This window comes from Rahnella sp. PD4 (assembly GCF_049199325.1).
GTDB classification, from domain to species: domain Bacteria; phylum Pseudomonadota; class Gammaproteobacteria; order Enterobacterales; family Enterobacteriaceae; genus Rahnella; species Rahnella perminowiae.
Genome location: NZ_JBLZQF010000004.1, coordinates 148,193 through 170,311, shown reverse-complemented (window position 1 = coordinate 170,311; position 22,119 = coordinate 148,193). Strand labels below are relative to the sequence as shown.

Genomic DNA, 22,119 nt, shown 5'->3' with positions numbered 1-22,119 from the left:
TTATACCTCCGTCAGTCTCCCCTATCCTTTGGCTCCTTAAATATTCGCTCAATGGCATCCTCATTGCCATGCATCCATAAAAACTCCTGAAAATAATATTTCTTATAGCATAAAAGTAGAAGCTTATTCTTTTCCACATTGTTAAAGAATACTGCATGTATGAATTATCACTCATCACTTCTGTAGGCCGGAACACTTCACTTAAAATCACGCCAGCTTAGTTTTTAATACTGTTAGTTAGCATAAAATAAATAAAAATAACTTTTTTTAAAAAGGATATTTTTATTTTCTTCAGAGAAAAACCAAGAAAAATGTTGCAGAAAAATATAAACACCCTATTTCGCCAAAAAACAATTAATATTTGAATGTAATTTTCAATAACACTTTTATTAAATAAATTCTAAACCGAGAGCGTCGTGAAAATTCAATAAAACCCTTCTCTATATATAACGCGCAGGAAAACTCCCTTACTAAAGCTAGTTGGGGTGAAAGGCCAATCAAAGTTGTTAGTAATATGTAAACATAATTACTTAAATAACACAATAAATAATATTAAAATTTTGCAACATGCTTAATTACCGCCAAATATCAATCATTGGAATAAAATACAAACAAAAATTTGTTAAACGTGGATTATTTTTATTATTAAATATTTCCGCACCATGAATGACAAATAAAAAATTAACTATATGATTATTAATGAAAAATTTATTTTCAATAGTTTACGCCATGAATATTTTTCAATAGCGCACTTTCCTCCCCAAAAAGATATTTCATATTTACTTTACTTAAGCCAAATCCTAAAATTCCAAGGCACCATAAATGTTAATTAAATGTATGTAATTCCCAGAGACGGAGGTTTTGTGAATAATTCAGTGGTGATTTTTGCGGGTTTAAGAAGAACGAATAACGAAAGATTTGAAGCCCTGGCAGCAGCAAAAAGATTAGGGCTTTCAGTCGTACTTATCGGACGTACTATCCCTGAAATGGCTAAAGAGCACCTTTTGGAGTGGCATGAATGCGATACCTCAAATCATGAATTAGGTCTTAAGGTTGCTAAAGATGTAGCTTCGCGACATAACGTGGTCGGTGCATTCAGCTGGACAGATCTGGAACTGAGTTTTGTTGCCAGAATCAACCAGGCTCTGTCATTACCTGGATTAACTCCCGAAGCGGTCAAAATCATCAGAAGTAAATTTCTTACACGTCAGGCTGTTTCGGAAGTTGAGGACGTATCTCCGCAGTATTTCAAAATATCCTCTCTCGACGAACTGTATACTGCCATGGAGACATTAGGTTATCCGGCAGTTGTAAAACCAACAGGTGGCAATGGTTCAAAAGGGATCTTTATTCTGAAAAGCGAAAAGGAGCTTGAATCCGCTATCAGCAATCTCCGCTCACTGGTTTCCGCAGGTAATGACCCTATTTTCAACTCACACGGTGATGAATTTATTGTTGAACAATATGTTCAGGGACAGGAGGTCAGTGTTGAGGTTCTGGTACACCGTGGGGTAGTGGATATTATCGGCATAACCGACAAGTCGACCACCACTCCCTTCCCTTTTGAATCACAACATATATTTCCTTCTGCAGCGTCTGATAAAGCGAAATTAGACGTACAGCGAAAAATTGTTGCCATTGTTCAGGCAGTAGGTTGTGACAATTGTACTTTGCATATCGAAGGTAAAATTGAAAATGACAAATTTACGCTGATTGAAATCAACGGACGCCCTGGTGGTGGTTATATCACTACCCATTTAGTGCCACGAAGCACCGGGGTAGATCATGTCGCCAATATTATCAGAGTGGCTATTGGTCAGGTCCCCGAATTGCGCCCCTTGAGAGAGGGATCCTATGCTGGCATACGTTACCTGTTTGCAGAAAAAGAAGGTCAGTTTTCAGGTCTGACAGGTTATGATCAGGCGATCCTGGATACCGGGGGGCTGGATAACGTTATGACTGAAATCCCGGTAGGCAGCACCATTACCCTGCCACCGGAAAGCTATACCACTCATCGTGTAGCATCGGTTGTCGCTCATGCACCTTCTTATGACATACTTTTAAATATACTAAACAACGTTACAACCTCGTTAAGCATTAATATTCAATAAGGAATGATCGTCATGACCGCGCTTTATTAAATAATGCGCTGGAAGATATCTGCAGAAAAATATATTCCGGCCATTTTTTAAATGCGTACAGATAATTAAATTTCATTCAGGAATAAACGTCATGTCATTGCAAGACAGAAGCATTGCCATTATTGGGGCCGGCAATATGGGGCGAGCCTTACTCAAAATGGCTTTACATAACGGGGCGCGCATCTTTTTATTTGATATTAACCCGGAGGCGTTCAATAATCTTCCCCCGGAATATAGTGGGTTTATCGCGTCAGGAAGATTGAACGTTAACGTTATTGAAGAGGAAACATTTACTACTGAAATCCCACTGGGAATAAATGCCATTATTATTGCTGTTTCCTGGCATGATGCCAGGGAACTTATCAATGTTCTGGCATCACAGATTGATTGTCCCATTATTGTACTGGGTCGCCCTGACCTGAATGATCCATTAATCCCGGCGATGGGTAACAGAAAGCATCCTCTGCTGTTAGGCACCGGCCTGGAACCTGGTCTAATGGAATCGATATCTTCTTCTATTCTGGAGCGATTTCCGCAAAGTCATACGATAGAAAGCTTTTGCGGCGGTATCCCGGTGACCCCGACCGGGCCTTTTGGTTATCGGCTAACATTTGGCAGGAAATTGCCCATCGACCCCCGACTGGCATTAACAATAAAGGATCACCAGACATTTTCAGTCCCAAGGTTCGCGCAGGTAAAACATCATTATTTTCCTTCGATTGGTCTGCTTGAAGCCTTTGACGATGCAATGCTTGCAACAACGGCGGAATATTTCCAAAAGCATGTGGTTAATTTTTCGCAAAATACATTGCGCTGGCCGGGATTTTCCTACGCTGCACGGGCCTGTCAGGAATTAGGCCTGCTTTCCCGACAAGAAATTAACGTCGGCAAATTAAATACCAGTATCAGAGATGTGGCCGAAACACTGTTTACTGCAGCCTGTAAGAATGTTGAAACGACAAGTGAAGATTTCGTTTTATGCAAATGGCAACATATCAGTTCATCGGGTGAAAAAGGTGAGCTAATCATTAAAGTATTCCAGCCCGCGCCGGATATTACCGCCATGGCATTTATGACCTGTGCCTTTGCTATCACTGCAACAGAAGTTATTTTTGAAATGGCACTTAAAAACATTATTTATCCGCATGAAAAGCCGGCAGGGCTGATTGGCTTAAAATTTTTAAACGAAATAAAAAAATTTCGGCATGTGGAGATCACCACATCCGGAACCCTAACATGCATGATTACGGAGGCAGTATGAGCGCGATATTGGATATCTTACTCGTCGGTGCAGGGCCCGCGAACCTTTCGGTCTTGAGTTACCTGGATGAAGCCGGCATCCTGACGAGTGGGGACAACATACGCCTGGTAGAGAAAAGAGAGAACGCCAGCTGGCATCCTGGCCTGGCTTTGCCTACTTCTACCCTACAGGTTTCTTTATTGAAAGATCTGGCTTTTTTAAGGAATCCGGCCAGCCCTTATACATTCTTTAATTATCTTAAAGAACAAAAATTACTTTATCAGTTTATGCATTTGAACACCTATTATCCTTCCCGGAATCTTTTTTCTGATTACCTCGGATGGGTAGCATCAAAACTGCAAGACTTCATCTCTTATAATAGTGAGGTTTACAACTTAAAAAGAATATCTTCGCCGCAGGGAAAAGATATTCTTGAAGTCACACTGCGAAATAGCGCAGGTGAAACAGAAGTTTTAAAGACGCGTCAGTTAGTATTATCTCAGGGGCATAAGCCCTTTATTCCTGAGGTGTTATTGACTGAAAACCAGCACGTCATTCACTCCAGTCAGCTCTTAAATAAGGTAGCAACGCAAGAACTATCAGCTGAGAACCATATTGTCGTGGTAGGGCGCGGGCAGAGTGCAGGTGAAATCATTCGCTTTTTACTCGAAAAAACTTCAGTGGGTAAAATTAGTGTGGTCTCGCGTGATTTCCTTTTCAAATCGACGGATGCCAACCCTTTCGTCAATGATATTTATACGCATCCGCGCGCAACGGAATTTTTCAATTATGACATTGCTGAACGCGAGAATATGCTGTCAGGTCTGAGAAACACTAATTACGCCACTGTCACAGATGATGTGCTATCTGCTATCTACGAACAAACATTTTCCGACCGCGTCAATCATTGCCAGCGCTTATATCTTTATCCCTACGCCTTAATAGAGTGTATTAAGAAACAGTCAGATAAAATTTCCGTGACATTGCAACAAAGGCAATCAAAAAATGGGGCAATGGAAATAACGGCTGATCTGATTATCTGCGCAACCGGATTTGAAAACATTTTACATAAGTCATTAATCAGCCCGTTGCAACCAGAAATTATCAATGATGATTTAGTCGTGACTGAAAATTTCTCTGTGCAGTTCGGCTCACCTTCAGCTCCAGATATTTTTATTATTAACCATTCTCAGGCACAGCATGGCCCGACAGAGCACACCCTGGCAGGGGTATCAGAAAGAGGAAGAGTGATAGGTGATGCACTGATTAAAAATATGCGTTATTCCGGTAGAGAACCGGTCAGCATAAACAACGAAACACTGACAGGTAACATGAATAATAAGGATACTAAAATTGTCACATATTGAAATTATTAATCTTACTCAAGAAAAATATCTTTCACGAGCCGTACTGGATAAGGGTATTTACCGTATTAATCCTGTGCCTGAAGCCTCAGATATTTCGATCCGCATTTTAAAATTGACGCCTGGAAGCAGTACCGAGCGCCACAACCATACGGAAGTGGAATTCTGGACAGTTATCAGCGGCAGTGTACGCGTCTGCCTTAATGGTGAGGATCTCATTTTGCAGGCGGGTGACAGTATTCGGGTCGAACCTCTTTGCCGCCATCGTATTGAAGCACTTGACGAAAACGCCGTGATGCAAACCGTATGGTGGCATCATCGTGAAATATTCGAACAGAGTTCGGAGCAAGGCGCTTTGCGTTCACAAGGGTCCCAAAGGCCATTACTGATCGTGCCCGCCATGCTGACGCCTAACGGCGGAATGCATCTGGGCCACGCTGCAGGGCCTTTTATGGTGGCAGATGTGCTGACCAGAGCCGCGAGGATGTCGGGAAGAAAAACCTTTCTGGTGCAGGGTACACACGGGCATCTGGAACACATTCAGATCGCTGCGGCTAAAGCAGGCACTGATTACTATAGTCTGGCAGAAACGAATACCCGCAGATTAAAACAGTCACTTCAATTACTGAACGTTGAACAGGATATCTTCCTTGAAACACGTCCGACACAGCGCTCAACCGCCATTTTGTATGAAGTGCTTGAGAAACTGATGTCTGCTGGTCTGATTGTTGAAAGAACATACGACGTACCTTATGACCCTTCAACACGTCAATTTTGCGTTGATGCCTTTGTGCATGGTGACTGCCCTCATTGTGGTGGCGAATCGTCTGGGACTGAATGCGAGGGATGCGGGGCGTTAGTGCTTGATGCTGAGCTGATTAGACCGGTTAATTTACAGGGTGTGTCTCTTGAACGCCGCCCGCTCACGCGACTTTTCTTACGGCTTGATGCGCTAAAAAATGAACTGGAGCGTTTTGCTGCCAGCGCAAGCCTTCCGGCATTTGCCAAATTGTTTATTGAAGGCTGGCTTAAGCGGGGGTTACCGGAAGTATGCCTGACAAACCCCAACAGTGCGGGAGTCCCCGTGCAAATGGCCGGACTCGATAATCTCAGGTTCACGGTACCGATGGAGTATGTCCCACGTCATTTACTCGCCATTGAACAGATGTACGCATTACAAGGTGAAAACCGGCTCTGGCATGCAATAGCGGGCGATGAATTGCCTGAGCTGGCGATCCTGTTTGGGGTTGATAATGCTTTTGGCCGTTTGCTTGTCATCCCTGCCGTTCTTGCCGCATTGGGAATGCCAGAATTTATGCCAATGTATGTTATCCCGAATCACATGATGCTGCTCGAAGGCCAGAAGTTTTCCACATCGCGTAATCATGCTATTTGGGTGGATGAGTATGTCACCCCTGAAAATGCTCAGGCGCTACGTTTTTATCTTTGTAGAAACCGGACTCACCGTAAGGAAGCAGACTTTCATCGCCAGGAATTCGAACGCTTTAATGCAGAGTTTTGGAACGGACAACTACCGGTAATGCTGGAAGCAGCTGACAGATTATTTGAGCCCTTCTCTGATAGCAAAAACCTGCCCGGACCCGGGCAATGGTGTGCCGATTGTCATTCTTTCTTTGAAGTCACCTCTCTGTTTATGGCATCAATAGAACAGTGTTATTCGCTCAGCATGCCAAATTTACGTAAAATAACGCGCAGTGTGGAAACTTTTGTGGATGAAATGACCACATTCTGTTTAGACGCAGCACTGCAACAAAAACCCGTGTTTATGAATTCCGCCCTGAACAGAACCCGGGCCAGAGTAATTGCGCGTGCACTTATCGCGCTGGCAACAGCATTACGCCCGATAACACCCGGGTTTTCTGAAGAGATATACCATAGATTTGATATACAACACCCTTCATTCACCACACTTTCTGTGGACTGGATGGCTGTCGAATTAAAAAACCCTGTTGGGAAAGATTGATACCTGTTTTATTGAATAATTCCGTCATTCATTATTAATTTCTCATAACATATCCGGTAACAGGAGTGACAATGTCAAGCAACAGCACTGTATTTCTTCCAATGAATGCAAATAAGTTTCGTGAATCCCTTTATTGGGATAAATTACCCAGTGAATATAAGGAAACGTTCAACGTTATTTCAGAGATCTTACCGTTCCGTGTTAACACCTTTTATTTGGAGAATTTGATTGACTGGGATGCGGGTATTAGCGATCCCCTTTTTCAATTGGTATTTCCACAATCAGGTATGTTAACAGACTCACAATTCAATCGTATTCATCATGCTCAACGCGGCAGTCGTAGCGGATTGCTTGACGTGGTCAGAGACGTGCGCACAGAGTTGAATCCGCATCCTTCAGGCCAGGCATTTAATGTACCAACGATTAATGATCAGAAAATTCAGGGCATTCAGCATAAATACAATGAAACGGCATTGTTCTTTCCCAGTGCCGGTCAATCATGCCATGCCTATTGCAGTTTCTGTTTTCGCTGGGCTCAGTTTGTGGGTGAAACAGAGGATCGTTTTCAGTCACGAGATATTCGTCAGTTAATCGACTATCTGAAAATTCATCCTGAGATCACGGATATATTAATTACTGGCGGTGATTCAATGATTATGCGGACCCGGATACTTGAGCGCTACATTCAACCACTACTCGACGAAACACATATTTCAACAATACGGTTGGGATCTAAAGCACTTACCTACTGGCCGCAACGTTTCACGAGTGATGAAGATGCAGACGACCTCATGAGATTATTTGAAAAAATCACAGCAAGTGGCAGGCATTTAGCCTTTATGGCCCATATCAATCATCCACGGGAGCTGGCACCGGCACAAACCCAGCAGGCGATAAAACGAATACTGTCGACCGGGGCCGTCATCCGAACCCAGGCACCTTTGCTAAAACATATCAATGATAAACCAGAGACCTGGATAGATTTATGGACTAAACAGGTTCAGCTTGGTTGTATTCCTTATTACATGTTCGTTGAGCGGGATACCGGTCCGAAGCAGTATTTCGAAGTCCCTCTGGTAGAGTGTTATGACATATTCCAGAAGGCCTATTCAAAAGTCTCGGGGCTTTCACGTTCGGTCAGAGGGCCCATAATGTCGGCGACCTCAGGTAAAGTTTGTATCGACGGCATCATTGAACTCAATGAAGAGAAATATCTTTCTCTTCAGTATCTACAGGCTCGCGATCCGTCATTATGCAGAAAGCCTTTCCTTGCGAAATATGACCCGGATGCCGTTTGGTTTGATCAATTACAATGCGTGACATTACCACGCACAGATGGCACTCGAAAATTAGCAGCCTTAAATAATCGCATTCATGCGACTGAGATATTTTAATCCTCAAATATACCTGCCTTTTTTATTTTTATTGGCCTTAGGAATTATGATGAAACGAAAAATTAAGTTAGGTCTGTCCATTTGGCGTCATGGCTACCATGTTGCATCCTGGCGACTTCCTGAAGTTCCACAAGATAATATGATGAATATATGGCGTTTTATTGACGTTGCAAAAGCTGCCGAAAGAGGAAAATTTGATTTAGTGTTTCTGGCCGATGTCCTTGGCTCACACCATATAGAAAATGATTCAAGAACGAAAACGAAAGGCCATGCGGTTCATAAAAATGATCCCCTGCAAATCCTTTCGGCCATTGCTGTACATACCCGGCATATTGGTCTTGTCGCCACGGTATCTACAACATACGGTCATCCTTATAAAACTGCGCGTGCCTTCGCCACTTTAGATCAAATCAGTAACGGACGTTCAGGGTGGAACATTGTGACCTCACACAATCTGGAAGAAGCACGAAACTTCGGTCTTGAAAAGAGGCCGGATCCGGCCATTCGCTATGCGCGTGCCCAGGAGTTTATTGATGTCACAAAAGGGTTATGGGATAGCTGGGGTGATGATGCATTTCCTGTAAATAAGGAGACAGGGTTATATGTCGATCGCAGCAAAATGCATGTTCTGGCACATGAGGGGATACATTTTAAAGTCCGTGGGCCGCTGGATATTGTACGATCTCCCCAGGGCCAGCCCGTGCTCGTAACTGCTGGCGACTCAGACAATACCGTGACGATGGCCGGTAAATACGCCAATATTGTTTATGCCGGACAGCCCGACTTAGAGGGTGCAAGAGATTTTTATCAGCGAATCAAAAGCAAGGCCCGGGAGTACGGACGAGAGGATGAAGTCTTCGTAATGCCGGGAATGATGGTTTATGTCGGCCAGACGCGTGAAGAAGCACAGGCAAAATTGGACAGAGTGCAAGATCTCGTCACGCCTGATGTGGGGTTTGCCCTGATCAAACCCTTCTTCGGTGATTTAACGCACCTGGATATTAACGCCCCTTTCCCGCTTGATGTTGAAGCATTAAAACTTGAATGGATCAACAGCCATTTCAGCAAGCTTCTGCTTCAGAAAGCAGCAGAACATAAATACACCATCAAAGACATGTACCGGGCTATTGCCAGAGGAGATGACTGGCATATCACCATCGCAGGAACCGCTAAAGAAGTCGTTGATAAAATGGAGGAGTGGATCAATGCAGGCGCAGCCGATGGTTTTAATATCCAGCCTCCGGACACTGTCGGGGGCGTCAATGACTTTATTGATCTCGTGATCCCTGAACTCCAACGACGCGGACTGTTCCGTGAAGAATATGAAGGGAATACATTGAGGGAAAATTTAGGATTAAAACATCCGGAAAATGTGTTTTTTAACACCACAGAATCCGTTTAGTAGAACACACTCCGGATGTTCGTCTGGTCAGGAGAATCGGCCTGAGAGACAGGCTGATTCTCCTTTACAAGAAAAGCGCTTTGTTCTTATGAGAATAATCCTTCTCTTATGCCCTTTTTGAGAACCCTGCGATAGCTTGTCACATTCGTTCTTCAGAGATTGCTAAGATAGAGTCAGACCAATAAGAAATTCGGGAAATGATGATGAGCACACAATTGAGACAGGAAGCCTTTCACTTAATGCGTAAGGTATTCCAGCAACACACTGCGAGATGGCAGCAGTGCATCCCGGAACTGACGAAACCGCAGTATGCAGTGTTACGCGCTATTGCTGAAAACCCCGGAATTGAGCAGGTCCAACTCACGGATGTCGCCTTCAGCAGTAAAGCGACACTGGCTGAAATGCTGGCACGTCTTGAAACACGCGGGCTGCTGATCCGTGCAGCCGATCCGGCAGATAAACGCCGGCGTTTTATTACCCTGACGGCGGAGGGGAAAGCGGTTCTTGCGAAAATCCGGCCCGTCGGTCAGCAGGTAGATACTGAATTTCTGGCAAGACTTTCTCCGGACGATCAACAGCATTTAGTCCGTCTGCTGAAGTCGATGATGGAGGATTCAGTATAACTTTGCCGTAAACCCTTGTGGCTTGATTACGTGAAGGCCGCTTCGTTCCATAATTCCGGTCATTAATCTGCATTCAGCGCCGTATTGCCCCAAAAGGTACTAAGGCACTCTTGCACCGTCCCGATGATGAATGCTCACCAATAATAAGCCTCTGAAAATCAACTTATTACGATTTCCGCTAATTGTTTTCGGTGCTAATTGTTTTCGGCGATTGATGGGCATAACTATACCCTCACTGTTAAATGGGACTTATCAAAATGGCAATTCCCGCTTACCTATGGCTTAAAGATGACGGCGGCGCACACTGACAACTGGAAGTATCAAACGCCTCAAATTCTCCTATGTCGATAATCCTGGGGCATTTGTGGCGCGCTGGATCCCTTTCCCAGGTGTTGTAATTCCTGCGAGTGACATATCTCAAATTGTTTGGAAAAGCACCCGTCGTTACAACACCAGTGCGAGAGAGAATGACCGCTTATGGTGAATAATCAGGATGTCATAGATTGGTATAGCTCAAGATGGAATAAGACAGGTAAATGGCCTGTCACGATTGACACCAGCCTTACGACAGGACGCTATGTCTGGGTGTGGGAGGCAGGCGAAGAAATCATGGATTATCAGTAAGTTAATTCGGAACACCTACTCAACAGTGTACGGGCAACGCCCTGGGCATTCAGCCCGCGGATAGTGTTACAGCTGGGTCAGATTATGCAGAAAATCCTGAGTCTGCTTGGGTGATGTCAGACGAACAAAGCGAACATGCTGCCAGTCAGGATCGTTAAACAATGCCTGATATTGACGCCGGTTTTTCGCATAAGTTTTCAACGTCCAGAGAATAATCGAATCCCGGCTGAAGAAGCTCTTACGAAACGACTCACGGTTCCCTGTGCCTGCCCAGATTTCCTTTTGTCCCCATGCCCGGGTAACGGCGCGTTTCACCGCCTGATATAACGTACGTCCGAACGAATAATCTACCCACACGATCATATCGATCTGGCGCCATTTCACTGCCTGCGTACGTTTGTAATTTCCGTCAATCACCCAGCCGTCACTGGCCGCCAGTTTTTCTGCCAGACGGGCAAAAAATTCGTCATCCGGCGTGCCCTGCCAGTCCGGACGCCAGAACAGCGCATCCAGTTCAATATAAGGAATATTCAGTTTCTGAGAAATATTGCGTGCAAGCGTGGATTTCCCGCTTCCGCTGGTGCCAATGACATTGATTTTCACCGTATGACTCCTTATCTACTGTCGGATATTGCCTATGACCCGAGCAAAAAAGGCGCATATTTTGCCGCACTCCATTTCAGTTGTACAGGAAGATAAATTCACGCCCTGAACCATTACGCGCGGAACTTAATTGTTACGTGAATGTATTAACACACCAGAACGATGAACTTTTTGTGCTTTTTTTAGATTGCTAGCAACAAAGTTTAAGATATTTTACGACCATACCTGTACAGATTTGAAATCTTTGTATAACTTTCTGTTACCCCTGCTTCATCATTAGTCCGTCTTTTACGGGCGTGTTCAGCCTGGCCTTTGGAAGGAAAATTGGATTTCCCTTCTTCCAAAGGTTTTTTTCACGGCTGGGATTTCGTGATGCGCAATTCAATGATCAGATGAGTCAGGGCCGGAAATTGTGAAGAGAAACTTCACAATACTCTCTTTTCTGACTGGTAATAGGCACTTTTCACATGAGACAAGTCTGCTGAAAAGTTTAAGGAGGTCTACATGCAAATCGAAGCAGAACATACAGTTACAGAAATCAGTGATTATTTAAATGTTCGGGAAACGCCGACATTAAGCGAAGTGGAGATCCTCGGGACTATCGTTTCAGGACTTCTCTCCAGCCATTATCCGGTAAGCAATAAGGCCATCATTGAAGGTCTGGTGCGTCAGCTGGAACAGGAGACCAACGTCAGTAATCAGCAAGCTTGTCGCAACTTGTTAGAGCTGGTGTTGCTTTCAACGCAGGATGATGTGATCTAAAAATATTACCGGCCTGTTAAGGCATGATATTAACAGGCCGGAGTGCAATCATTTTTTTATTAAAGCGTTTTCAGCGTCGCTGCAATGACATCTTTAACTGGCGTAGTCGGACGACCAATCAGTTTGCTCAATGTATGGGAATCATCAAACAAGCCGCCTTTCCCGGCACCCGCATCAGAATCAGCCAGCATATTCGCCAGACCTTCCGGTAAACCGGCCCCGAGCAGCGCTTTGGCAAAATCCGCCTCCGGCAGGTTGATATAATCGACTTTTTTACCGGACTGACGGGCAATTTCGGCAGTGAATTCAGCCAGCGTATAGGCATCATCCCCGGCCAGTTCGTAGATTTTACCGGCCTGATTTTCCTGGGTCAGTACTGCTGCGGCGGCTTCAGCATAATCCTGACGCGCAGCGGAAGAAATTTTTCCTTCACCCACTGAACCAATAAACGCGTTATGTGCCAGCGCCGGGGCAATACTTGCCGCATAGTTTTCGGTATACCAGCCGTTACGCAGCAGCACGAAAGGAATAGCGGATTCACTTAATGCTTTTTCTGTCGCACGGTGTTCAACACCCAGTCCCAGCGGACTTTTGTCTGCATGAAGCAAACTGGTGTAGGCCAGCAGTTGCACGCCTGCACGCTTTGCTGCATCGATGACCGCCTTATGTTGCGCTTCGCGCTGACCGACTTCACTGGAAGAAATCAGCAGCAATTTTTCGACACCTTCAAAAGCCGAATCCAGTGTGGCGGGCTGGCTGTAATCGGCCTGACGTACCTGAATACCCTGCTCTGCCAGGTCCTGCGCTTTTTGCGGATTACGTACCGCAGCAATTATCTGATGAGCAGGCACTTTTTTCAAAAGTGCGGCAATAACGAGGCGGCCTAACTGGCCGGTAGCACCGGTAACTGCGATCATAGTGGTTTCTCCAAAAAGTCTTCGACAGAAAAGTTATACTTTAAAGACGCTAAAAGCGTCGCCGTAAGCACATCCTATGCGATATACTAACTTTTCGTAAGTACGCACCCAAAGGTTAGTATGAAAATAATTTCTTCCGGACAACCCGCTGAACGTTTACCACTGACAGAGCAAATCCGCCGGGGCGAAGTGCTGGATCCCAACTGCCCGTCGCGCGAAATTCTACGCCACATCACCAGCCGCTGGGGCTTACTGATCCTGATCGCCCTCAGCGATAATACGTTGCGCTTTAGCGAGCTGCGCCGCAAAGTCGGTGGTGTCAGTGAAAAAATGCTGGCGCAGACTTTACAATCCCTTGAAGAAGACGGTTTCATCGACCGCCGCGCTTATCCGGTGGTGCCGCCACATGTGGAATATTCTCTGACCCCGCTCGGCGTTGAAGTAAAAGATCAGGTTGCCGGACTCGCAGACTGGCTGGAGTCGAATCTGCATCGTGTGATGAAACAGCGTAGCTTGCATATTGCAGGCACGCAGTAATTAACAAAAAAACTTAACAAGTCCCCAAAAATTCTCACCTATCATTGATTCAACCCACCGACTAACATCATTTCATTGATTCGATAAATCCTTTTATTTTAATCAGCTGAGGTGATGTATGTCCCTGTCCCAGCCCCACCAGCAACATGTCACGCTCGTTATTACCCACAAGATTGCGCCAGCCAGCGAAACACAATACGAGGCCTGGCTGAATAAAATTATGCCGCAGGCCAGCACCTTTCCGGGCCATCTGGGCGTCAACGTTATACGCCCGAACCGCAGCGGCGATGCTTACACCATTCTGGTGCGTTTCGACACGCTGGAAAATCTCAACGCATGGCATAACTCGGATCTGCGTAAACAACTGGTCGCCGAAGTCAGCCCGCTGTTATTGCAAAACGACAACACCGAGGTGCGTCCCGGCGCCGAATTCTGGTTCACCCCGCCAAGTGCGAATATCCGCCCGCCAGCACGCTGGAAACAATATCTGCTGACATTAGGGGTGATTTACCCATCGACTCACATTGTGCCCTGGTTTTGGGGGCAGTTTTTGCCGCAGCTTAAAGGCACCGAAGGCGGTCATTTACTTAATGACGCTACGGTCGTCGGGCTGGTGGTTTTCCTCTGGATGCCGATCGTTACACGCGTATTTCATTCATGGCTGACGCGCTCTTCCGCGCAATAACAGGAGATTTTCCAATGAATCCAATAAATAATGTTGCTTCACTGATCCTGCTTAACGGCAAGTTCCATACCGTTGACAGAGAAAAACCGCTGGCAAATGCCGTCGCAATCAAAGACGGTAAATTTCTGGCTGTCGGTACCGAAAATGAAGTGATGCAGTTTGCTGATGCACAGACGCAGGTGGTCGATTTGCACGGCCATACCGCCGTTCCCGGCCTGAATGACTCGCATCTGCACCTGATCCGTGGCGGTCTGAATTATAATCTGGAACTGCGCTGGGAAGGCGTACCTTCACTGGCCGATGCCCTGCGTATGCTCAAAGAACAAGCGCTGCGTACGCCAAGCCCGCAATGGGTGCGCGTCGTCGGTGGCTGGACCGAGTTTCAGTTTGCTGAACGCCGCATGCCTACGCTCGATGAAATTAACCAGGCCGCACCGGATACGCCGGTGTTTATCCTGCATTTATACGACCGTGCTCTGCTCAACCGCGCCGCACTCAAAGTGGTCGGCTATACCAAAGACACGCCAAATCCACCGGGCGGTGAAATTCAGCGTGACAGCAACGGCAATCCGACCGGCATGTTGATCGCCAAACCAAACGCCATGATCCTGTATTCAACGCTGGCAAAAGGTCCGAAACTGCCGCTGGAGCAGCAGGTGAATTCCACACGCCAGTTTATGCGTGAGCTGAATCGGCTCGGCCTGACCAGCGCCATAGACGCGGGCGGCGGCTTCCAGAATTATCCTGAGGATTATCAGATCATTGATGAGCTTCATCAGAAAAATCAGCTGACGGTACGCATTGCCTACAACTTGTTTACCCAGCGGCCGCAACACGAGCTGGAAGATTTTGAACTCTGGACTGACATGCTCAAACCTGGCCAGGGTACCGATTTCTACCGTCATAACGGCGCAGGTGAAATGCTGGTATTTTCAGCGGCAGACTTTGAAGACTTCCTGCAACCGCGTCCGGATTTACCGCCGGGAACTGAGGTCGAACTTGAACGCGTGGTGCGTCATCTGGTGGAGCACCGCTGGCCGTTCCGCCTGCATGCAACCTATGACGAATCGATCAGCCGGATGCTGGATGTCTTTGAAAAAGTGAACAGCGATATTCCGTTCAACGGATTGCACTGGTTCTTTGACCACGCGGAAACCATCACCGAACGTAATATTGAGCGCGTCAAAGCGCTGGGCGGTGGCATTGCGGTACAGCATCGTATGGCGTTCCAGGGAGAATATTTTGCTGACCGTTACGGTATCGAAGCCACTAAACATACACCGCCGGTGGCAAAAATGTTGTCCGCAGGCGTGCCGGTCGGACTGGGTACCGACGCGACCCGCGTTGCCAGTTACAACCCATGGACGGCGCTGTACTGGCTGGTTTCAGGTCGTACAGTAGGCGGCATGGCCATGTATGATGATGAGGCCCGCATTGACCGCGAAACTGCGCTGATGCTGTGGACACAGGGCAGCTCGTGGTTCTCCAGCGAACAGGGCAAGAAAGGTCAGATCAAAGCCGGACAGCTGGCCGATCTGGCGGTGCTTTCCGAAGATTTCTTCAGCGTGCCGGAAGAACGTATCAAGGGTATCGAATCAGTGATGACCGTAGTCGATGGTAAAGTGGTCTATGCTGCCGGCAGCTTCTCGCCTCTGGCTCCGCCAGCGATTCCGGTGCTGCCGGACTGGTCGCCGGTCACCACGGTACCCGGACATTACCGCTCTGCACCGCCACAAGGTGCCGCGCGTGTCGGGCTGGTTCGTCAGGGACATCAGTGCGTTGGCCCGTGCGGCGTGCATAAACACAGCCATGATATTGCCCGGGGTTCCGATGTCCCGGTGTCCGATGACAACGCCTTCTGGGGTGCTTTAGGGTGTTCGTGCTTCTCGTTCTGACCCTTTAAGAACAACATGGAAATGGCCTGTAACGCAGGCCATTTTTTCTGTCATCGTATCTTTTGCACAGGCTACGCCATACCCTATTATGAGCATTTGCTCATTAACAGGAACACCATGATGCGTGACCTCCCTCCTACAGCCACACTCCGTGCCTTTGAAGTGGCCACCCGCCACACAACGTTTACCTCAACTGCAGAAGAACTGTTTATTACACAAAGTGCGGTCAGCCATCAGCTGAAAAAACTGGAGGAAATCTGGGGCCTGCAACTTTTCCAACGGGGGAAAACCCTTAGCCTGACACCTGCCGGTGCCGCGCTCGCCCCTCTGGTACGGGAATTCTTTAGTAAACTTGAAACCACACTTGCGGATCTGCGTGAACAGAAAGGACGGGTGCGACTGCGTGTCAGCACCACCTATTCTTTCGCCTTAAAGTGGTTGTTACCGCGTCTGCCGGAATTAGCACGTTTGCATCCGGAGATTCTGGTGTCGCTGGAAAGTACGGATAAAGCCATCAACTTCGCCAGCGCAGATTCCGATGTGGCGATCCGTTTCGGACATGGTAATTATGCGGCACTGCATACAGAATTTATGTTCCGCGAACAATTATTTCCGGTGGCCAGCCCCGCTTTTTTAGCCAGCTTTGGTACCCCTTCCGGGCCTGCTGAACTGTTGCGTTTTCCCTTGCTGACGCGTGACGGAGCCGATCTGGTACCGAAATGGGATGCCTGGTTTAAGCTGGTCGGGATAAACACCGATGTGCTGCACGAGAGTGTACGCTTCGCCGATACCAATATGACGATTGAAGCCGCGTTACTGGGCCAGGGCATTGCGCTAGCGCGCAGCGGACACGTAGAAAAAGAAATCCGTGAGGGCAGTCTGGTCAGGCTCTTTGACGTCAATTTTCCTTCACCGGCCGCCTATTACTTCGTCTGTCCGCAAGGCATCGAAACGCAGCCACATATCATTAAATTCCGTAACTGGCTGCTGGCCGAATCACAACAGGCACAGTTAAGTTACCGCTGAAGTATGAATCATCGCTCATACCCCGATGACAACACTTCACTGTTAATCCGGGGACAGGCTGTTTAGCATCGGTACATGCCCGCTCATATTATTTTACTTACATTATTCGCCGCCCTGCTGCATGCCAGCTGGAATGCCTTATTACGCAGCGGTAATGACCGGTTGTGGTCGATGACCATCATGTGTGTGGCGATTGCGTTGAGCTGCGTTGTCATCGCGCCATTTCTGCCACTGCCTGCCCGGGCGAGCATCGGATATGCGGTGTTATCTGCCCTGCTGCATGTCAGCTATAACCTGTGTTTAATACGCAGTTATCAGAGCGGGGATCTCGGGCAAACCTACCCGGTTGCACGCGGCTCCTCGCCGCTGATGGTGACCTGTGGGGCAGCGCTGTTCGCCGGGGAGAAGATCGCTTTTAACACCCTTCTTGGCATCGCGCTAATTTCTGGCGGTATTCTTATGCTTGCAATGAGAAGCCGCAAACTGGCGATGCCAGGCCTGAAATATACCCTGGCTACCGGCGCGTTTATCGCCGCATACAGCGTAGTGGATGGAATGGGCGTACGCGTCTCCGGCAATCCGTTTTCCTATACCGTGTGGATGAGCATGTTATGGGGAGTGCTGATGCCAGTGCTGTATATCGTTCTGCGCGACACAAAAAGCTTACTGCGCTGGCGGCCTGGTTTACTCAGTGCGGCCGCGGGGGGGCTGGTATCGCTGCTGGCTTACGGCATTATTATTTATGCCATGACGGCCGCACCGATGGGTGCCGTCTCCGCGCTGCGCGAAACCAGCGTACTGTTTGCCGCTGTTCTGGGTTATTGGTTCCTTGGCGAAACACTCACGCTGAGAAAAATGCTGGCATGTGCGGTGATTGCCACCGGCACATTATTGATGGGTTAATCAAATCAGGAGAACTTAAAATGTCTGACCGCCCTGCTATAGCTCTGATAGGCCCCGGTGCGATTGGTACCACCATCGCCGCAGTACTGCATGAGGTGAACCGCACCCCGCTGCTGTACGGGCGCACCGCACACCCCGAATTAATTCTGCGCCATGATGACGGCGAAATTGTAGTACCAGGTCCGGTACTGAACAATCCGTCAACCGTTACCCGTCCTTTCGATTTGGTTTTTGTTGCGGTGAAAACGACGCAGGTGGCTGACAGCGCTGGCTGGCTGACCACCTTATGCGATGAAAATACCGTTGTCTGTGCACTGCAAAACGGCGTTGAACAGAAAACGCTGCTGGAACCTTACGTTAACGGAGCAACGGTACTGCCTTCCGTCGTATGGTTCCCGGCACAACGCGAACCGGATGCTTCAGTCCGGCTGCGCGCCAAACCGCGACTGACGTTGCCGGATGTGCCAAAGGCAAAACGGATCGCTGAGGCGCTCAGTGGAACACGCTGTGCGGTTGAATTGTCATCCGATTTCCTCACGATCGCATGGCGCAAACTGCTGCAGAATGCGGTCGCTGGTCTGATGGTTCTCGCAAACCGCCGGGCAGGTATGTTCTCACGCGGGGATATCACGCAACTGGCACTGGCATATCTGCAGGAATGTCTGACGGTCGCGCGTGCAGAGGGGGCGGTACTTAGCGATACCGTTCCGCAAGAGATCGTTGAGGGTTTTCATCGTGCGCCGGCAGATTTAGGCACATCCATTCTCGCCGATCGCCAGGCTAACCGCCCGCTGGAATGGGATATACGTAACGGCGTCGTACAGCGTTATGGGCTCGCCCGGGGTCTTCCTACACCGATCAGCGACATTCTGGTCCCGCTGCTGGCGGCGGGGAGTGAGGGGCCGGGCTGATGCCTGCACAAAGGCCGCCGCGAACCTGATGCCCGCGGCAGCCTTTGCGTATTACGGCTTATAAATCCTTAAACGATCCCAGCCGGAATCCGCGTTCAGTTATCGCAGTTTTGAGCGAGGCCGACGTCAGCACATCCAGCTCTGCCAGGCGCGGAGTGCAATATTTGCTCGCCATTATGGTGTTATCGATAAACGACGGATGGGTCATGATTTCCACGGAGCGGTCACCACGTTGTGTCGCGCTGTCCAGTGTTTGCACAAACAGGGCTTCTGAAACCGCCTCACCGTAGAAACTGCTGTCGAAACCGTCGGTACTCTTCGCGCCGCACAGCGCAATGTCGCCCCTGCGGATTTCCTCACGGTCTATGCGTACAGGAATGCCCTGCTCTTGTGCGAACGCCTCAACGATCGGGAAAATCTGCGGGAACATATGCACATGATGATGACTGTCGAGATGGGTCGGCAAATGGCCAAACAGAGCCAGGAAACGGTCGAACTGGCTTTGCAGTTCATGCCTGATTTCATCAAGCGGTAACGTACCCTGCCCGGCCATTTCCCAAATCCATTTGCCCAGTTCACCGTCGCGGACCAGACCCGGCATGGGTGACAACGGACGTCCAAGCGTCAGCACGAAGTGCATGCCCACAGCAAGATCAGAATTTGCTTTGCTCAGCGCCGCCGCGTGTTCAGCACTGGCCATATTGACCATCGCCGTCGTCGACCGCACCACGCCGTTGTTGAATGCGTCAATGATCCCGTAGTTTTGCGCTTTACAAAGCCCGAAATCATCGGCGTTCACTATCAGTAATTTATCCATAAATGTCCCGGTTGAACGCCTTCCCTTTTCGGGGAAGGCCATGGGTTATTTCAGCGCAGCAATGGTTTTGGCAAAATTTGGCAGCAGTTTTTCATGAGCCAGCAACATTTCGCGCGCCAGTATTTCGGCATCTTTATCGGAATGGATCAGCGGGCTGAGATTCATTGCCAGCAGAACGTCATTAAGTTCACCGCTCAGTGCGGCCTCACTCGCGGCAATCTCAAACCCTTTGATGGTGTAAATCAGCCCCAGTACCTTTTCGTCAAAATGCGTGATACGCGGGTGTGGTTTTGCGCCGTCACGCCCGATAGTACAGGTCATTTCCACCGCCCAGTCAGCCGGAATGTTATCAACATGTCCGTTGTGCGGGAAATTGACGTACTGCTCGGTTTGTTTATCGTTGTAAATCGCGCTGATGACTTCGCAGGCCGCGTCGGAATAATAGGCCCCGCCGCGCAATTCCAGTTCTTTGGGTTTGACATTCAGATCAGGGTCTTTGTACAGATCGAACAGCTGCTTTTCAACCTTCTGTACCACCGTAGCGCGCGCGCCGCCTTTGTAGAATTCCCCCATTTCAATCGCCAGCATCTCTTTCTGCTTAAAGTAATACAGCAGATAAGAACACGGCAGCAGATTCAGGGAGCGGATCAGCCCTTCACTGAAGGGCAAATCAAAGATGTTTTTCACCGAACCGGCGGTGAGTGTGCCGGATGCTACGCCGTCAAGCAGTTCGGCGAAACGTGATTCGCCGTTGACCAGAACATCTTTGATGAACACCATGTGGTTCAGGCCAAACAAATCGATAGACAAATCATCCTGCGGTGCCAGCTTCAGCACATCCTGAATAAACATTTTCATGCCGACCGGGATGTTACATACGCCGATAAATTTTTTGAATTGGGTATGACGGAATACGGCTTCTGTCACCATACCCGCCGGGTTGGTGAAGTTAATGACCCAGGCGTCCGGACAGATTTCTTCGACATCCCGGATGATGTCAAAAATCACCGGAATAGTCCGCAGCCCTTTGAACAATCCGCCAGCCCCGTTGGTTTCCTGACCGAGATAACCGTGACTCAGCGGGATACGTTCATCCAGCTCGCGTGCTTTCAACTGGCCGACACGCAGTTGCGTGGTGACGAAATCGGCATCCGCCAGCGCTTCGCGGCGATCCAGTGTTTTATGCATCACAATCGGCACGCCTGCGCGCTCCACCATACGCTGGCAAAGGTTGAAAATAATGTCCTGTTTCTCTTTACCGGCTTCTACATCAACCAGCCATAATTCAGTAATGGGCAGTTCATCGTAGCGTTTAATAAAGCCTTCCAGTAATTCCGGGGTATAACTACTTCCGCCACCGACGGTGACGACTTTCAGTTTTTTACGCATAGGAACTCCCGTGCAATAATAATGCACTGCAAATTTAAACAGAGAAATAAATGATTCGGATTAATTAATACTGCATAACTTCTTCCGGTAATGATTCGGGGTGAAAGATGTCAGCTTTTTAAAGTTTTTAATAAACATACTCGGACTGCTGTAACCAGATTCAAATGCAATATCCGAAACCGAGTAATTCGTAATTTCCAGTTGCTTTTTGGCAAAATCAATACGGATTTCATTAATAATCTGCATCGGCGTTTTGCCATAATGTCGCTGCGTGGCTCGGCTAAGATATTCCTGAGATTTACCGGAAAGTGCCACCATATTCACTAATGCCTTGTCACCAAACTGTGCTTTATCATGCATCTTCTCAATAGCATTTTTAAGCCAGCCTGGCGCATCTGTCGCTACTTCGGATTCCCGGTGATGACGTAAACGGTTCACAATATAAAACGTCACCATTTCCAGAAACTCATTAAATTCCCCGTTCCTGAAATTCAACGAAGCAATCACAGATTCTATATAAGCCAGAAATTCAGTCTTAATCTGATAAACCTGTGATGCCACGAAGCGGGATGGCAATAAAGATAAATAATGTTGCTCAAAGAACGCTTTGCTGATCCCGACATTTAATATCCGCGTCGCACCAAACTCATAAAAGCTTTGGTGGTGAGATCCCAGCGGGATAAACACAAAATCGCCGCGTTCTAACAATACCCGTTTGCCATTGACGTTCTGGTAATACCGCCCGGTCAGTACCACTGTAAATTCATAGTAGTCATGCTCATGCAGCCCGGAAATACTTTCTACTTTGTTGTAGATGAACATGTGGAAATTCTGCCCGTCGAAGAGCTGATTTTCGCGCGCTGTCTTGATTTCCATGCTCAGTACCGGTGGCTGCATTAGGG

The 22,119-nt window shown here is 47.9% G+C and carries 19 protein-coding genes and 1 pseudogene; 15 read left to right on the top strand and 5 right to left on the bottom strand.

The annotated features are described in order from the left end of the window. Window positions 1-863 precede the first annotated feature (863 nt). From ACOZIO_RS12600 to ACOZIO_RS12565, 8 genes and pseudogenes are all read left to right on the top strand, one after another. On the top strand, window positions 864-2,111 hold the full coding sequence (locus ACOZIO_RS12600) for an ATP-grasp domain-containing protein (protein WP_165383740.1): 1,248 nt from the start codon (window positions 864-866) through the stop codon (window positions 2,109-2,111). 121 nt (window positions 2,112-2,232) lie between these two features. Then, window positions 2,233-3,402 carry a saccharopine dehydrogenase C-terminal domain-containing protein gene (locus ACOZIO_RS12595; protein WP_421595333.1) on the top strand — a complete coding sequence of 390 codons (1,170 nt, stop codon included), beginning with the start codon at window positions 2,233-2,235 and terminating at the stop codon, window positions 3,400-3,402. Continuing rightward, window positions 3,399-4,748: a SidA/IucD/PvdA family monooxygenase gene (locus tag ACOZIO_RS12590; RefSeq protein ID WP_165383739.1), complete on the top strand. Its 1,350-nt coding sequence runs from the start codon at window positions 3,399-3,401 to the stop codon at window positions 4,746-4,748. The genes ACOZIO_RS12595 and ACOZIO_RS12590 overlap by 4 nt, the downstream gene beginning before the upstream one ends. Then, a complete protein-coding gene (locus ACOZIO_RS12585; RefSeq protein ID WP_129953469.1) occupies window positions 4,735-6,729 on the top strand; it encodes a class I tRNA ligase family protein in 1,995 nt (664 codons plus the stop codon). Before ACOZIO_RS12590 ends, ACOZIO_RS12585 begins: the two co-directional genes overlap by 14 nt. A gap of 71 nt (window positions 6,730-6,800) precedes the next feature. After that, window positions 6,801-8,123 (top strand): KamA family radical SAM protein, encoded by a 1,323-nt coding sequence (locus tag ACOZIO_RS12580; RefSeq protein WP_129953468.1) that lies wholly within the window; start codon window positions 6,801-6,803, stop codon window positions 8,121-8,123. A gap of 49 nt (window positions 8,124-8,172) precedes the next feature. Then, the gene (locus tag ACOZIO_RS12575; protein WP_165383738.1) at window positions 8,173-9,525 is read left to right on the top strand and encodes an LLM class flavin-dependent oxidoreductase; all 1,353 of its coding nucleotides are present in this window, start codon (window positions 8,173-8,175) and stop codon (window positions 9,523-9,525) included. 203 nt (window positions 9,526-9,728) lie between these two features. Then, a complete protein-coding gene (locus tag ACOZIO_RS12570; RefSeq protein WP_421595332.1) occupies window positions 9,729-10,148 on the top strand; it encodes a MarR family winged helix-turn-helix transcriptional regulator in 420 nt (139 codons plus the stop codon). A 298-nt stretch (window positions 10,149-10,446) separates the two neighbouring features. Beyond that, window positions 10,447-10,632, top strand: a pseudogene (locus ACOZIO_RS12565) (STM2901 family protein); the annotation flags it as partial. Between the two features lie 206 nt (window positions 10,633-10,838). On the opposite strand, the gene ACOZIO_RS12560 reads toward ACOZIO_RS12565, so the two are convergent. After that, complete coding sequence (locus ACOZIO_RS12560) at window positions 10,839-11,375, bottom strand: adenylate kinase (RefSeq protein WP_129991062.1); 537 nt, start codon at window positions 11,373-11,375, stop codon at window positions 10,839-10,841. A gap of 504 nt (window positions 11,376-11,879) precedes the next feature. Between ACOZIO_RS12560 and ACOZIO_RS12555 the strand changes: the two genes are divergently transcribed. Continuing rightward, window positions 11,880-12,137, top strand: a complete 258-nt coding sequence (locus ACOZIO_RS12555) for a biofilm/acid-resistance regulator YmgB/AriR (protein WP_129991063.1) — start codon at window positions 11,880-11,882, stop codon at window positions 12,135-12,137. Between the two features lie 59 nt (window positions 12,138-12,196). Here the strand turns inward: ACOZIO_RS12555 and ACOZIO_RS12550 are convergent, their stop codons facing one another. Continuing rightward, window positions 12,197-13,054: an SDR family oxidoreductase gene (locus ACOZIO_RS12550; protein WP_421595331.1), complete on the bottom strand. Its 858-nt coding sequence runs from the start codon at window positions 13,052-13,054 to the stop codon at window positions 12,197-12,199. A 120-nt stretch (window positions 13,055-13,174) separates the two neighbouring features. Between ACOZIO_RS12550 and ACOZIO_RS12545 the strand changes: the two genes are divergently transcribed. From ACOZIO_RS12545 to ACOZIO_RS12520, 6 genes are all read left to right on the top strand, one after another. Further along, complete coding sequence (locus ACOZIO_RS12545; protein ID WP_129953462.1) at window positions 13,175-13,591, top strand: winged helix-turn-helix transcriptional regulator; 417 nt, start codon at window positions 13,175-13,177, stop codon at window positions 13,589-13,591. A 118-nt stretch (window positions 13,592-13,709) separates the two neighbouring features. Next, window positions 13,710-14,276: an antibiotic biosynthesis monooxygenase gene (locus tag ACOZIO_RS12540; RefSeq protein WP_421595330.1), complete on the top strand. Its 567-nt coding sequence runs from the start codon at window positions 13,710-13,712 to the stop codon at window positions 14,274-14,276. 14 nt (window positions 14,277-14,290) lie between these two features. After that, window positions 14,291-16,171: an amidohydrolase gene (locus ACOZIO_RS12535; RefSeq protein WP_129953460.1), complete on the top strand. Its 1,881-nt coding sequence runs from the start codon at window positions 14,291-14,293 to the stop codon at window positions 16,169-16,171. Window positions 16,172-16,291: 120 nt separating this feature from the next. After that, window positions 16,292-17,197 carry a transcriptional regulator GcvA gene (gene gcvA, locus ACOZIO_RS12530; RefSeq protein WP_129991124.1) on the top strand — a complete coding sequence of 302 codons (906 nt, stop codon included), beginning with the start codon at window positions 16,292-16,294 and terminating at the stop codon, window positions 17,195-17,197. A gap of 75 nt (window positions 17,198-17,272) precedes the next feature. Next, a complete protein-coding gene (locus tag ACOZIO_RS12525; protein ID WP_129953459.1) occupies window positions 17,273-18,100 on the top strand; it encodes a DMT family transporter in 828 nt (275 codons plus the stop codon). Window positions 18,101-18,120: 20 nt separating this feature from the next. Continuing rightward, window positions 18,121-19,011 (top strand): oxidoreductase, encoded by an 891-nt coding sequence (locus ACOZIO_RS12520; protein WP_421595329.1) that lies wholly within the window; start codon window positions 18,121-18,123, stop codon window positions 19,009-19,011. 58 nt (window positions 19,012-19,069) lie between these two features. Here ACOZIO_RS12520 and chbG read toward each other — a convergent pair whose 3' ends face one another. The 3 genes from chbG to chbR are packed head-to-tail and all read right to left on the bottom strand — an operon-like array spanning window position 19,070 to window position 22,114. Then, entirely contained in the window at window positions 19,070-19,828 is a 759-nt protein-coding gene (chbG, locus tag ACOZIO_RS12515) for a chitin disaccharide deacetylase (RefSeq protein ID WP_421595328.1), read from the bottom strand. Between the two features lie 45 nt (window positions 19,829-19,873). Next, complete coding sequence (locus tag ACOZIO_RS12510) at window positions 19,874-21,217, bottom strand: 6-phospho-beta-glucosidase (RefSeq protein ID WP_421595327.1); 1,344 nt, start codon at window positions 21,215-21,217, stop codon at window positions 19,874-19,876. Between the two features lie 60 nt (window positions 21,218-21,277). Beyond that, window positions 21,278-22,114, bottom strand: coding sequence for a transcriptional regulator ChbR (gene chbR, locus ACOZIO_RS12505; protein ID WP_129953455.1), 837 nt, complete (start codon window positions 22,112-22,114; stop codon window positions 21,278-21,280). Between the last annotated feature and the right edge of the window lie 5 nt (window positions 22,115-22,119).

Excerpts from the sequence above, each read along its gene's own strand:
- ACOZIO_RS12595 (WP_421595333.1), top strand. The coding sequence starts at position 2,233 with ATGTCATTGCAAGACAGAAGCATTGCCATTATTGGGGCCGGCAATATG.
- ACOZIO_RS12590 (WP_165383739.1), top strand. The coding sequence starts at position 3,399 with ATGAGCGCGATATTGGATATCTTACTCGTCGGTGCAGGGCCCGCGAAC.
- ACOZIO_RS12580 (WP_129953468.1), top strand. The coding sequence starts at position 6,801 with ATGTCAAGCAACAGCACTGTATTTCTTCCAATGAATGCAAATAAGTTT.
- ACOZIO_RS12575 (WP_165383738.1), top strand. The coding sequence starts at position 8,173 with ATGAAACGAAAAATTAAGTTAGGTCTGTCCATTTGGCGTCATGGCTAC.
- ACOZIO_RS12570 (WP_421595332.1), top strand. The coding sequence starts at position 9,729 with ATGAGCACACAATTGAGACAGGAAGCCTTTCACTTAATGCGTAAGGTA.
- ACOZIO_RS12555 (WP_129991063.1), top strand. The coding sequence starts at position 11,880 with ATGCAAATCGAAGCAGAACATACAGTTACAGAAATCAGTGATTATTTA.
- ACOZIO_RS12550 (WP_421595331.1), bottom strand. The coding sequence starts at position 13,054 with ATGATCGCAGTTACCGGTGCTACCGGCCAGTTAGGCCGCCTCGTTATT.
- ACOZIO_RS12545 (WP_129953462.1), top strand. The coding sequence starts at position 13,175 with ATGAAAATAATTTCTTCCGGACAACCCGCTGAACGTTTACCACTGACA.
- ACOZIO_RS12540 (WP_421595330.1), top strand. The coding sequence starts at position 13,710 with ATGTCCCTGTCCCAGCCCCACCAGCAACATGTCACGCTCGTTATTACC.
- ACOZIO_RS12535 (WP_129953460.1), top strand. The coding sequence starts at position 14,291 with ATGAATCCAATAAATAATGTTGCTTCACTGATCCTGCTTAACGGCAAG.
- gcvA (WP_129991124.1), top strand. The coding sequence starts at position 16,292 with ATGCGTGACCTCCCTCCTACAGCCACACTCCGTGCCTTTGAAGTGGCC.
- ACOZIO_RS12525 (WP_129953459.1), top strand. The coding sequence starts at position 17,273 with ATGCCCGCTCATATTATTTTACTTACATTATTCGCCGCCCTGCTGCAT.
- ACOZIO_RS12520 (WP_421595329.1), top strand. The coding sequence starts at position 18,121 with ATGTCTGACCGCCCTGCTATAGCTCTGATAGGCCCCGGTGCGATTGGT.
- chbG (WP_421595328.1), bottom strand. The coding sequence starts at position 19,828 with ATGGATAAATTACTGATAGTGAACGCCGATGATTTCGGGCTTTGTAAA.
- ACOZIO_RS12510 (WP_421595327.1), bottom strand. The coding sequence starts at position 21,217 with ATGCGTAAAAAACTGAAAGTCGTCACCGTCGGTGGCGGAAGTAGTTAT.
- chbR (WP_129953455.1), bottom strand. The coding sequence starts at position 22,114 with ATGCAGCCACCGGTACTGAGCATGGAAATCAAGACAGCGCGCGAAAAT.